Raw genomic sequence first — 12,863 nt, forward strand, 5'->3', positions numbered from 1 at the left:
TCACCAGGCAGTCTCAGAGGCGAACGACGTACGGCATCAGGGAACCGCTCCAGCCATAGATGCTGGTGACGCGCACCGTGGTGCCAGGATACGGCGCTTCGATCATCTGGTCGCCGCCAAGGGCGATCGCCACGTGGTAAATACCGCTTTGTGAACCGTCGCTGGACCAGAAGAGCAAATCGCCCGGTTGACGCTGGCTCAGCGGAATACGGGTGCCATATCCATACTGTGAGGCAGAGTAGTGTGGCAGGTACACGCCAGCCTGCCTCCACGCCAGCATGACCAGGCCGGAGCAGTCCACACCGGCGTATGATTCGCCAGCCCATACGTAGGGGACGCCCAGGAAGCTATACGCAGCGTTGACCGCTGTCTGCGCTCCGCCGCTGCCGCCGTAGGACGGTGCGGGTGCCGGATCAGGAGTCGGCGCTGGGGTCGGCGTAGGAGTCGGCGTTGGGCGCGTCTCACGCGAAGGCGGAGTATACGTCTCTTCCTGTCGACCCTGAGTAGCCGCTTCTTCTTCCTGGCGCGCAGCCAAAGCCGCCAGGCGAGCTGATTCTTCTTCGGCCGCCTTGCGCGCTGCTTCCACGCGACGACGTTCCAGTTCGGCTTCACGCTGATTAATCAGCTCAACAGTGGTGTTTTCCTTGCGTGCCAGCTCAGCCACAAGTTCACTGCGGCGCGCTTCAGTGGCCTGCTGAGAAGCCAACGCCGAGTTGGCAGCATTTTGCGCAGCATCGGTGCGTTCCTGCACCTCGTTTGTCGCCTTTTGCTGACGCTGTTCGGCAGATTCAGCCGATTCCTTCATCACCGATGCTACTTTTTCGAGGGCGGCCACCCGTTGCATCTTCGTATCGGCATTATTGGCGAATGAATCGAGTGTCGTCTGTTTGAACTCAACGGAGCGCAATCCGTCGGCCTGCAAATATGCTGCAGCGGCATCAAGAGACGAACCTTCAGAGCGGTAGGCAGTCTGCGCTATAGCAGCCAGCTCCTGACGACCTTTATCAAACTCAGCCTGAGCCTTATCCGCATCATCGCGAGCTTTATTTGCCGCAGCAGTTGCAGCATCAAGATCCAAGCGTGCTTTGTTGAGCTCTTCGCCGGCAATCTGCGCATTGCGCATGGCATCTGAAGCGCGCTGAGAGACCGCGGCCAATTCGACTTCGATCTGCCCCACTGACATCTTGGCGGCATCGGCTTCGGCACGCGCCTGATTGATGTCATCTTGAGAGGGCGTGTCATCTGCATATGACGCCGGCATCGCAACGCCGGCACTGACAGCAAGCAAACCTGACATGAATAGAGCGGTCAGTGCGTATCGGCCAGATGCGCGACGCGGAGCCTTCTGGCCAAAGTGGCTCAACACCTTACCGTAAACCTGTCTTTTCACCTGATCCACCTAATGACACTCTGACTTTTCCCGCACGCTCCCCACGCCATGTGGACATCGCGCACGACATATAGCACTTACGCTAGCCCATCGTCGAACACTTTGGCAACAATTTCACCATTTTTCACGTTATTCACATCAGTCACAGTTTTCACATTCGTCACACCAGACACATCCCCCTCGTTCATCTTCCGCACACCCCACCATCCACATCGTGGACACGCCTCTGACCTCATCTTGCATGATCACGATGAATCTCTTACTGTGATGGACATGTTCCAACGAATGCGAATGTCCAACTGACTGCACGCTCGTCACACGACCAGCTGTGCAGCACCGCCCTCATCTAGCGCGGGACGTTGGACGCTGCCATTCGTTTTCAAGTTTCAGACATCTGTTGATTGCGTCAAAGACTGACTTGTCGACAACTGGCTCACCAATTCACCACACCACAAGTGTGAGTCCAGCTCATCGCGCCGCCAAAGATTCTTGACACTATTAAAGGAGCACACTCATGTCTGACCGCACCGAAATCGAACGCACCTGGGCTTTTGAAACCCGCCAGATTCACGCCGGATGGGATCGCGATCCTCAAACGGGCGCAACCAGCCTCCCCATTGTTCACAGCTCATCTTTCGCCTTCGAGACACCCGAACAGGCAGCGAACCGCTTTGCGCTGCGCGAACTCGGCCCCATTTATTCCCGTCTGACGAACCCCACCAACGACGCCGTCGAAGCCCGTATCGCCTCGCTCGAAGGCGGCGTGGGAGCACTGTTGGTGTCCTCGGGCCAATCAGCTGCAGCTCTGGCTATTCTCAACATCGCTCAGGCAGGCAATAACGTCGTGGCGTCACCCTCGCTGTACGGCGGATCGATCATCCTGCTGAAGAACTCACTGGGACGTTTGGGAATTGAAACACGCTGGGTGGATGATCCCGCAGATCCGGCTCAGTGGGAAGCACTTGCCGATGACAGGACGGTCGCATTTTACGGCGAGACGATCCCGAACCCCAAGGGCGATATCCTCGATATCGAGCCAGTCGCGCAGGCAGCGCACCGAGTCGGAGTTCCGCTGATTGTGGACAACACGGTGGCCACGCCTTACCTCGTGCGACCACTGGAATGGGGCGCCGACATCGTGATCCATTCGGCCACGAAGTACTTCAGTGGGCACGGCACCTCAGTGGCAGGCGTCATCGTCGATGGCGGCACCTTCGACTTCGGATCAGACCCTGCCCGCTACCCCGACTTCAATGAACCCGACGCCAGCTACAACGGCATAGTCTTTGCGCGCGATCTCGGAAAAGACGGGCAGTTCGGCGTGAACCTGTCCTTCATTCTTCGAGCCCGCACCGTCGGACTGCGTGACTTCGGTTTCACGCTCTCCCCGCTCAACACGTTCCTGATTGAGCAGGGCATCCAGACACTGTCACTGCGAGTTGAACGCCACGTCGACAACGCGCTGACGATTGCCCGATACTTGGAGGCACACGCAGACGTGGAATCGGTCAACTACGCAGGCCTCGACGCTTCGCCCTACCACCAGTTGCAGCTCAAGTATGCGCCGAGGGGTGCCGGTGGCTTGCTCTCCTTCGTCATCAAAGGTGGCGCCGATGCGGGGCGCACCTTCGCTGAGTCACTCGAATTGATTCCCACCGTCGCCAACATCGGCGACACAAAGACTCTGGTGATTCACCCAGCCTCGACCACGCACTCGCAACTCACGGAAGAGGAGCTGCGCAAGTCAGGAATCGAGGGCGGCACGATTCGCCTATCCGTCGGCATTGAAAACGTCGACGACATCATCGCTGATCTGGAGCGAGGTTTCGCAGCTGCTGACGCGGTGAGCGGCGAGGGGTCGAGTGCACGAAAGACACAGGAGTGACACATGAGATCCAAACCGACATGCCCTGGCGGGCGGCACCTGTGCGATATTGGGCCGCTGCGTCTTGAAAACGGAGACGCACTGCCACAGGCACATCTGGCATACGAAACGTGGGGCACCCTGAATGCGGAGCGCTCCAACGCCGTGCTGGTCCTGCATGCACTAACCGGTGATTCTCACGTGACGTCCTCATCCCACGATCCGACACCAGGATGGTGGGAGGGCATCGTCGGGGAAGGATCTCCTATTGACACGCGCGAGCACTTCGTGGTCGCTGCAAATATCCTCGGAGGCTGCCATGGGTCCACCGGCCCCTCCTCCCCTGCTCCCGACGGCACACCGTGGGGGTCGCGTTTCCCTCTCATCTCCACTCGCGACCAGGTCCATGCCGAAGCGCGGCTGGCTGACGCACTGGGAATTGATCGCTGGTCACTCGTGATCGGCGCGTCGATGGGAGGTCACCGAGCGCTGGAGTGGGCCATCACCTACCCGCAACGCGTCGAACGCCTTATCGTCGTTGCCTCGGGTGCGCAGACAACTGCTGATCAGGCGGCATGGATTCACAGTCAGCTGGGCGCAATCCGCCTCGATCCCCTGTGGAAGGGAGGCGACTATTACGGTGGGCCGCCTCCCGCGCAGGGACTGGGGCTGGCCCGGCAGATTGCGCATACAACGTATCGCAGTGCGCCGGAGCTGCAGGAACGCTTCGGCAGGTTCCCGCAGCATGAAGAAGATGTGCTCGAGGGGGGCCGGCTGGCTATCCAGTCATACCTGGATCATCACGGTGTCAAGCTGGCCAACCGTTTCGATGCAGGCTCCTACGTCGCGCTATGCCACGCCATGTTGACGCATGACGTGGGGCGGGATCGTGGCGGCATTGCGCACGCGCTGCGTTCAGTGACGGCCCGCACGCTGGTGATTGCCGTTGATTCGGATCGTCTGTTCCATCCCAATGAGTTGTGGAACATTGCGGACAACGTGCGCGGCGCGTTCTATCGAGAGGTGCACTCCGACCACGGTCATGACGGTTTCCTGATTGAACGTGATCAGGTGGCACGACTGATCCGAGAATTCATTGATCGGTATCGCGGCGGGCATGAGGAATACGAGCCTGGCTCTGCATCAAACCGATGGGTCCAGTCGATACAGTAGGAGTGTGAGTGAGCATTTGAACGATCGCGATGAACTGACTGAACAGGACGAACCCGTAGTTCGGGATCCCCTGGCACCGTGGGGCACAGACGGGCCACCGCCATCGGGCCAGTGGCGCACTGACGTGCTGGGCGAAGGATTTGTGTCACGAACCATCGATCTTCTGCCCGACGATGAAGGCCCGGTTGTGGCAACGTTGGTGCGTCACGATCCAGAAAACGACCCGAACGCAGATGACCTGCGTTCAGTCGACCGGCCGATTATCCGCCTCGAGAACCCCGTGACAGTCCTGTACCTGCATGGCCGAAATGACTATTTCTTCCAGCGGCACCTCGCACGCCATATTTCGGCGCTGGGCGGGCGCTTCTACGCACTGGACCTACGCAAGTACGGCAGATCACTGCGCCCGTGGCAAACAATTGGCTTCATCAGCGATATTGACGACTATGACGAGGACATGGGTGAGGCGCTCGACATCATCCGCGGCGAATGCTCTGACGGCCCGCTGATCGTGATGGGACATTCGACGGGCGGCCTGATCGCAACCTTATGGGCGTGGCGTCACCCCGGTGCGCTCGATGGACTGGTTCTGAATTCGCCGTGGCTGGAGATGCAGACGCTTGCAGCGGTGCGTTCGGCTGTCCAGCCCGTCCTTGGCCGCATCGCTGCCCGCACTCCCCTGTGGGAAATTCCTGCATCAACAGGGCCGGATCATTATGGCCGTTCCCTCATGGAGGGCTGGTCGACTTCGGGTTTCGACCTGCCAGAAGAGCTGCGTGATTTTCCTGACGACGACCCTGCTTTCACAGGGTGGGACTACCTGCATGAATGGAAGCGCCCAGAAGGCTACCCGGTGTACGCTCAGTGGCTCGATGCCATCCTGGTGGGGCACGAGAAGATCGAGCATTCTGTCTCGATTGACTGCCCGATTCTGTCGATGATGTCCACGCACAGTTATTTTGACGAGAAGTGGAGCCCGGAAGTTTTCCGTTCTGACACGGTGCTCGATGCCGATGTGTTGGCTACGCGGTCAGCCCACCTGGGATCTTTGGTGACAATCGCGCGCTTTGACGGGCGCCATGACCTGGTGTTGTCGGATCCTGATGTTCGTCAACGCGTCTGGTACACGATGGATTCCTGGCTGGAGTTCATGGCTCACGCACTGTAGCAGTGAACTGCGGCAGCACTGTCGGGCACACGTCAGGCGTTCCCTCGTTCGAGCGGCATTCAGCGAACGGCGCGAATTTCTGCGAGCGCTTCTGCCAGCGTCGGACCTTCAGCATTGTCGATATGCCAGGCGTGCCACCCGTCAATTCCGCTCAGACCCAAACTTGCCAACGCATCTGTCGGGTCGGAGAACTCCGCTTCAGCCATGACGATCACGCCCTGTTCGGTCAGGTGGGCACGGTCCTCGCTAAACTGCGTATCTGTAGCCAGCTCAGTATCCAGTACCAGTGCGATCTGTTCGCCCACCATGTGCGCAACGAGTTCGAGCGCTTCATCGTCTGCGCTCACGGATACCGCTTCTGAAGTGTCGTCGCGGCGTTGCTGCGCGTGCCTGGCATGACGTCGCTCGGATCGAGACGGCAGATGCGGGGCGATAATGCTGATCGCGCCGGTTTCGGGATCCTCCTGAGCAGTGGCGTCATCAAAATCAGCACGCAGGTAATCCTCGTCCCCTTCTGATGGGTCCCACGAAGTCTCGCCGCGCGCGTACAGCCCATTGTCTGCCGAGGGGGCCGGGCCGATCGTGGCCTGCGACTGAGCATCCGACACGAGGACATGCGGGACATGCCCGTACAAGCGTGGCCCCACTGTCTGAACGTCCAGGAAAATGCGGCCAGATGACAGGGCACGCATCGACAGTTCGTGCACTTCCACACCTGAGGAGGCGAGCACATCCAGGGCAGGCCGCACCTGGTCGTCGATGGATCCGACCACCAGGATGAGGCGTGGGCCAGCTGAAATGGTGGGTGGCATGGAATCGCGGAACCGTAGCCATCCGGTCCGGAATGCTTCCACCCCGCCTGCATATTCGCGTGCCAGGTCAGTCCACGACAATGCTGCCGAGTCTGACAGTCGCGAAAGGGAGGCGATCAGCAGATCTGAATCCAGATGTGAGGTAACTTCCACGCACACCACTTGGCCGGTTGCGTCCAGCGCAGTCAGGCGAGGGGTGCCGGCCGCGTCAGGATGGTGGGAGGTGTCTCGCCATGTAATCGGAAACAGTGGGCGCGAGACAATCTCCAATACCTGGTTGCGCACCGAGTCCAGCACATCCTCGCCTATTGGCCCCTGAACAGGATGGCCGAACTGTGCTGCCACCAGGCGCCCGTTTTCGACCTCAAACAGTGCCATTCAATGCCACCCCCGGTCCTCTGCTGCGTTCCGCTCGCCGCAGTGTTTCTTATGTCAGTCTACGGCAATCGTACAGTGATCTGCCTCGATCAACAGAACGGCCGCAGTGGCCCTGACAATGCGGCGGCATCTACAGGAGTGGGTCGAAACTGTGTTATCCACACTGTCGACGTGAATCTCGCGCGATCCACAAGTGGAGCCACTGCGCTTTGGGCGAGTGCACACCCATGATGAGGTGACCGTATGGATGATCTGACACGAATCCGACGATGGAACTGGGCCGTCCGTATCACAGTAGCTGTGAGTATGTGTCTGGCCTTGTGCGGAACACTGATGTATCTGCGTCCGCCTCCCCCAGGGGTTGACGTCCTCGTCACGTCAGCCCGTCTGACATCTGGAATGACGAGCAGTTCCGCAGTTCACACAGTCGCAGTGCCACCGGCTGCGGTGCCAGCAGATGCGCTGAGCGCTGACGCGGATATCCCGCCTCGATGGGTGGGTGCCGACATCGAGGCGGGGACGGTGCTGACTGAATCGAATGTGGCAGGATCTGCGGATTCTCGCGCTCTGGCAGATGACGAGGCTCAAGTCACGATCGAGCTGCCTGTCGATCAGCTGACTCGAGTGTCGGCTGGAGACACGGTGCAGCTGTGGGCATCTGACTCATTCTGCGCCGATGAACAGCGAAAATGCCCGGCGACCCTGCTTGCTGATGGTATCCGTATCGCCTCGATTTCCGACCATGATTCGGGGCCACTGGCCGATTCGCCCACCCAATCGGTATCGATCATCATGAAAGCAGACGAAACTGAGCGGATCGTCGGGCACGTTACCTCAGACATCATCACGCTCGTATTACGATCTCCTTCGGGGTAAGAATCCCCTTTGTCTATTTTTCAAGGAGACGATCATGATCCAGGGATTCAAGGAATTCATTTCCAGAGGCAACGTCGTCGACCTGGCAGTTGGTGTCATTATCGGCGCCGCGTTTTCACAGATTGTGACCGCCCTCGTTGATGGCGTGATCAATCCGCTGATTGGCGCCATCTTTGGCCAGCCGAACTTTGACGACGTCCTCAAGTTCACCATCGGCACGTCCGAGATCAAGCCAGGACTCGTTCTGACTGCCCTTGTCAACTTCCTGCTCATCGCATTCGCCATCTACTTCTGCATCGTGATGCCCATGAATAAGCTGGCAGAGCGTCGTCAGAAGAAGACCGAACAGAATGAAGCCGAAGAGCCTGCTTTGACCGATGAAGCAAAACTGCTTGTCGAAATTCGCGACCTGCTCTCCACAAATGGCTCAACGCCATCCGTACGCTAACCTCGCTTCTGACCCTGGTGGCGGCCTGATGGCCATCACCTAGGAATCGGATCGCACCTGCCAATGCGGTGGGACATTGTCAAGGAGCCTGGCGTCATTTTCATGATCATTATGACGCTGGGCTCCTTCGCGTTCACGGTCACGTGAGGTTACTTTCTCGTCCCACGAGGGTGCCACGCCGTCATCGATCAGCCGCTGATCAGTCGGGCTGATGCGTATGACGCGCCGACGTCTGGAGTGCTCTGCCATCGCCTATTCCTGAGTTGGCTGGGTACGCCTGACAACGTTACGCAACACTGCATCGGTTTGCGCTCCACGACGGGTTAGCCCCACAGCGAAACGCAGTTCATCAATCAGCTCGTCTTCCGTGCGTTCCTCACCATCAGCGCGCACCCAGTGTGCCAGCTCATCGAGCTGATCATCACCGTAGGCGGCCAGAGGAAGGCCTTTGGCGATAGCTGGTCGCGGTCCACGCTTGTCAGCATCCGCCGATTCCTTCGCCGCTTCAAGATCGATTCGGGAAATCTCTGCGGTCAGTCCCAGCTCGATTTCGTCAGCTCGGGCACGAGCCCGATCCTCACTGCTCATTGCCGGTGATGGCGAGTCCAGTGCTCGCGCACCTTCGGAGCCTTCCGTCCCGCTCTCGGCGCGCGTACCACCAGCATCCTCATCATCAGTGATGCTGCCGGTTTGACCATCTGCGCCGGGCGCGCCGGAGTGGGCACCGCGATCAGACTCTGAAGAACCGTTAACTGGCTCGGACGAGGCGTCAGCGTTCAGTGAGCGATCCAGACCAGGCGCGTCATCGGAGTCTGCCTCGTCGATATCAATGATGTCGGGCACCGTGATATGCGCTGCCGGCCCGTTGGCCTCATCAACTGCATCAAGGACGAGCTGCACAATCGCGTCAGTTTCGCGTTCGGGATCAATGAAGACTGCCATGGACAGTTCGGTTCGGACTTTCCATCCCTGGGCCTCCAGGAGTTTAGGCCAGATCCGATCGCGCACCCGCAGTGAAGGCTCGTTGACATATGCATCATCATCAGTGAGCACTGCGACGAGCAGGCGACCAGGTACTTCGGGATGACCGATTGCCAGCGGAATACGCATTCCTCCGGGCACACCCACGTTCGGTACCACTTCCAGACCAAGTGAATACAGCCGCTCAGCCAAGTCGATCAGCAGCGGATCGGGGGCATCCTGCAGGGTCGGCCATGTTGCATCTCTTTCGTCCTCTTCTGCCCCTTCAGCTACTTCCAACAGATCGAGCAGCAAGTGGGCTCCCTCGGACGTGACACGTGAGCGATCAAATTCCTCGGGACGAATTGACGAAAATACGGTCAGTTCCGAACGCACCGTGCGCAGCACATCAATAAGGACGGGCAGGCCCGACGCAGCGCTGATCTGGCCAAAATCGTGCAGGACGCGACCGTGTGGTGTCTTCGCGTAGCCCACCGTGAGCATAATGTGATCCCGGCTCAGGCCACGCGCGTCTTCGGGACTCACCACGACGAAAGGTTCAAGAGCATCAGGATCAAAGAAGGATGTCAGCCCCGGAGACGATGCCACTTCCCGTTCGAGGGCGGCGCGGATACGTGTGGCATGCCGTTCATTGAGCGCGATCACAGCAAGGGAGCGGTCGGGGTGCTCGAGTGCGTGGCAAATGACCTGCTCGACAACTGCGTGGACTTCGGCGGCCGACGACTCGACTGCAGCTACACCCGGTGCAGGCATACCTGAGCCATCGGGCCAGATCGCCTTGATCGGTGAACTGGTCGTGCTCCAGGGAACCGGGATACCCATTTGAGCTGAATCGTATTGGCTCACCAATTTGGCAACACGGTCATTGAGATGACCCGGCAGCACGCTCAAACGCGAGTGAGGCAAAATCTGAGCGAGCGCGCTCACGGCTCCCTGCGTTTTGCTGGAATCCGACTGCTCGGAAGCGGTGCCGCTGGTCGACAGGTCGGCGATCACCACGATCTGTCGCGCACGCGCGATGATGGGAATAAGTTCTGCCAACGGCAGGCTATCGACATCATCGAGCACAACGAGGTCAATGCGGTGTCCATGCGGCACAAGGAGCGGTACCAGAGTCGGGACGGTCAACACCAGCGGAATGAGGTGCGAGGACAGGAGGTGTCGCGCGAAGAGGTCAGTCCCGCTGGCACCTGCTTTCAATGACGCAACCAAGTCGGCGTGCTGTTCAGGTCGCGTGGCAAGAGCCTGCTGGCGCAATCGGCGTGCACGCTGGAGCGCAATCGGAGCCAGCGATTCGATTTGTTCTTCGTCCAGCCGGCGGCCTTCAACAATGAGGTCTTCAAGTTTTGTCGGGTCGAACCCGCCGAGTTTGGGTTCTTGTGCCAGCATCAGTCCAAGAACGGATGCCCACCACGCCAGATCGAGTTCACTATCCAGCATCTCATCGACGACACTACGTTTACGGAGGTCAGCGACGAGGTCATCCAGTCCGATCTGAGCCAGTTCCTTCAGAACAGCGACACGTTGCGGAAGTTCGCGAGCACCATCCGGATCTGCTGCCAGACGATCGAGCAGTCTGCCCAGATCGGTCATATTCATACGGGCAAGGTCAGGGTGAGAGGTGCCAAGAATCGGCGCCAGACGGTTCAGGTCAGCACGCACTGATGCGGCCAGCTCAATGATCTCATCCATGCGTTGCGGCAGTGTGGGCCAACCGTCGGAATCACAATGCTGTCGCCACACATCACGGCGCTCCTGCACGAGCAGAAGTTCACGGTGAAGGTCTTCAACGTGACGTCCGGGCCGCACATAATCGCGTGCCTGTCGGATCAGGCGCTGACGCTGCGAATGTTTCATGGAGATGCCGTGCGAGCGACGCCATTGCTTCGACGCGGTTGCAATCACCATATCGGCTGCGCTGCGTTCAAAAATGGCCGGCTCGAACACGTCGAGGACATCGCGCACGCCTTCGAGCATTTGAAGCTGAGCTTCCCACTGCGTCAGGCTGGTGGCAGGGACAAGCCCCGTTTCGCCGGCAACCGTGCCCATCTGCACTCGCATCTCAGGCAGGGATTCGGTGGCGAGCCTCTTGACTCGTTTCAAGACATCGGGAACCTGTTCGGCTGCGTTGATGACCGCTCCGCGCCACGCGCCGCGCTGCGTGAATGATGAGAACAGATTCAGGCCGCTGGCTCGGTGCAGCAGCGTGCGGGCGCGCTGTCCCTGATCCTGCGCAATGTCTAGCAGGACATCCTCGCGCAGCCTGACGCGGGTGCGTGGAGCAGGGTGCATGCTGGTCAGATCTGTCAACACCTGTAGGGCATCGTAGGCGGATACGCCGAAACGGTCGAACGGCTTATGGAGGTAGGTCGTATGTGATGACAGGGCCTCCCGGACGCGACGCAGTCGCGTCCGCACCGCTTCGATCTGCGTGGGATCGGTGATCACATCGGACGTGTCGGCCATGGCGAATTCGAGGCGCTCACGCACAATCTGCGCCGACTGCGCACTGCCATCGACGCGCACGGAGATTTCACTGACTCCGTGCTGGTCAAGATACGTTTCCACTCGCGTGGTGCGCGACGGGGATCCTGCAATATGCATGGTGGAACGCCCTCGTGACGCAGCATCTGTCATGATGGCAGCAATCACGGCGGTATCGTCCGCACCGTGCGGAATATCGATCATGAGGGATGCGCCGTCAGCAACTGCCTCGACGATGTCCTGCTGGGCAGGAGCCAGGTCACCGATGCCTTTTTCATCCCACGGGTCACGATCCGCGGGGTTCGCGCGAGGCAGTTCCTGGCCGATTTCTCTGACCGCTTCTTCATCGCCTGCCAGCGCTCGAATAATCGGGTGGTTCACCAGGTCCTGCTGGTGGTCAAACTCGCGCAGCAGCACACTTGCCGGATGCTCAAAGATGCCGAGAACCAGGCCTTCCCTCAGGTCAAAGCGCTCCAGACTGGCACCGATGTCGCGTAGCTGCGCCAGTGCACGGGTGGGTGAAAACCCGTGCAGCGACGTTGCGTCATCCAGGATCGCGTGCGGGTCCACGTTGAGATGAGCTGATTCAAATGCCTGCGACAGGCTAGGTCCAATCGATGCTCCCTCACGCAGGGAAATGACGATATCGCCGTCATCAGTTTCTTCAACAGTGACTGGTCGCAGCAATGCCGGGGAGCCTCGCCGTACCCCCGCATCTGTCCACGATGCCTGTCCGATCGCCAGGTGGATGGGGCCGATTCCGTGCGTCGCAGCCAGCTGGCGCGCGCGTCGTATCACCGTCAACGTTTTTTCGCGTGCCCGCTCGTACGCGCTTTTTTCCCGTACGAGGTTCGACAAGCGCGTGGGGTGCTCTGCGTACAGTTGCGCCAGACCTCCGGGGTGGGCCTGTCCGAGCGCAAGGCGTGGGGCTGCTTCGTTGGTTCCTGCAACGGTGGGTTCATTCACCGTGAGTGTGGATAGATCCTGACGCCATTGCGCCAATGCGTCTGTCAGCTCGTCGGCGATCGGCGTGTGTTGGGCGCGCACGTCGTCCGCGGCTTCGGAGCGCCGGCGAGGGCGGGACGAAGCCGAATTTGAACGGGAGAAGATACTCGGAACCACTCTCCTAAGCTAATTGCTAATGGCCACGCTTTTGTGGAAGCGCCGCGGTATGCCCCCAATTAACACGAGGATGACGCCGACGCATTCCGGAGCTGGCCAGCTGGCAGGAATCGCACGGGCGGTAAGTCTCATGTGAGGGTCTACTCCGCTTGTCCGAGATTGATGTC

The 12,863-nt window shown here is 59.6% G+C and carries 9 protein-coding genes; 5 read left to right on the forward strand and 4 right to left on the reverse strand.

The features are described from left to right. Positions 1 to 13 precede the first annotated feature (13 nt). Complete coding sequence (locus tag BLT69_RS08420; protein ID WP_227469098.1) at positions 14 to 1,390, reverse strand: C40 family peptidase; 1,377 nt, start codon at positions 1,388 to 1,390, stop codon at positions 14 to 16. Positions 1,391 to 1,904: 514 nt separating this feature from the next. On the opposite strand from BLT69_RS08420, the gene BLT69_RS08425 reads away from it, so the two are divergent. Genes BLT69_RS08425 through BLT69_RS08435 form a run of 3 tightly spaced genes read left to right on the forward strand, consistent with a single transcriptional unit; the run spans position 1,905 to position 5,595 of the window. Next, complete coding sequence (locus BLT69_RS08425) at positions 1,905 to 3,275, forward strand: O-acetylhomoserine aminocarboxypropyltransferase/cysteine synthase family protein (protein ID WP_092648812.1); 1,371 nt, start codon at positions 1,905 to 1,907, stop codon at positions 3,273 to 3,275. 3 nt (positions 3,276 to 3,278) lie between these two features. Beyond that, on the forward strand, positions 3,279 to 4,427 hold the full coding sequence (gene metX, locus BLT69_RS08430; protein WP_092648813.1) for a homoserine O-acetyltransferase MetX: 1,149 nt from the start codon (positions 3,279 to 3,281) through the stop codon (positions 4,425 to 4,427). 4 nt (positions 4,428 to 4,431) lie between these two features. Then, the gene (locus tag BLT69_RS08435) at positions 4,432 to 5,595 is read left to right on the forward strand and encodes an alpha/beta hydrolase (RefSeq protein WP_257590307.1); all 1,164 of its coding nucleotides are present in this window, start codon (positions 4,432 to 4,434) and stop codon (positions 5,593 to 5,595) included. Between the two features lie 59 nt (positions 5,596 to 5,654). Here BLT69_RS08435 and BLT69_RS11190 read toward each other — a convergent pair whose 3' ends face one another. Further along, the gene (locus BLT69_RS11190) at positions 5,655 to 6,785 is read right to left on the reverse strand and encodes a hypothetical protein (RefSeq protein ID WP_092648815.1); all 1,131 of its coding nucleotides are present in this window, start codon (positions 6,783 to 6,785) and stop codon (positions 5,655 to 5,657) included. 243 nt (positions 6,786 to 7,028) lie between these two features. Here BLT69_RS11190 and BLT69_RS08445 point away from each other — a divergent pair, with 243 nt between their 5' ends. Together BLT69_RS08445 and mscL are read left to right on the forward strand one after the other, a co-directional pair. Next, positions 7,029 to 7,661 (forward strand): hypothetical protein, encoded by a 633-nt coding sequence (locus tag BLT69_RS08445; protein WP_070725317.1) that lies wholly within the window; start codon positions 7,029 to 7,031, stop codon positions 7,659 to 7,661. Positions 7,662 to 7,695: 34 nt separating this feature from the next. Next, a complete protein-coding gene (gene mscL, locus BLT69_RS08450) occupies positions 7,696 to 8,109 on the forward strand; it encodes a large conductance mechanosensitive channel protein MscL (RefSeq protein ID WP_058237234.1) in 414 nt (137 codons plus the stop codon). 39 nt (positions 8,110 to 8,148) lie between these two features. On the opposite strand, the gene BLT69_RS08455 is transcribed toward mscL, so the two are convergent. Next, the gene (locus BLT69_RS08455) at positions 8,149 to 8,358 is read right to left on the reverse strand and encodes a hypothetical protein (RefSeq protein ID WP_058237235.1); all 210 of its coding nucleotides are present in this window, start codon (positions 8,356 to 8,358) and stop codon (positions 8,149 to 8,151) included. 3 nt (positions 8,359 to 8,361) lie between these two features. Next, entirely contained in the window at positions 8,362 to 12,696 is a 4,335-nt protein-coding gene (locus BLT69_RS08460; protein WP_092648816.1) for a PDDEXK-like endonuclease domain-containing protein, read from the reverse strand. Positions 12,697 to 12,863 lie beyond the last annotated feature (167 nt).

The organism is Schaalia radingae, assembly GCF_900106055.1.
Taxonomy (GTDB): domain Bacteria; phylum Actinomycetota; class Actinomycetes; order Actinomycetales; family Actinomycetaceae; genus Pauljensenia; species Pauljensenia radingae_A.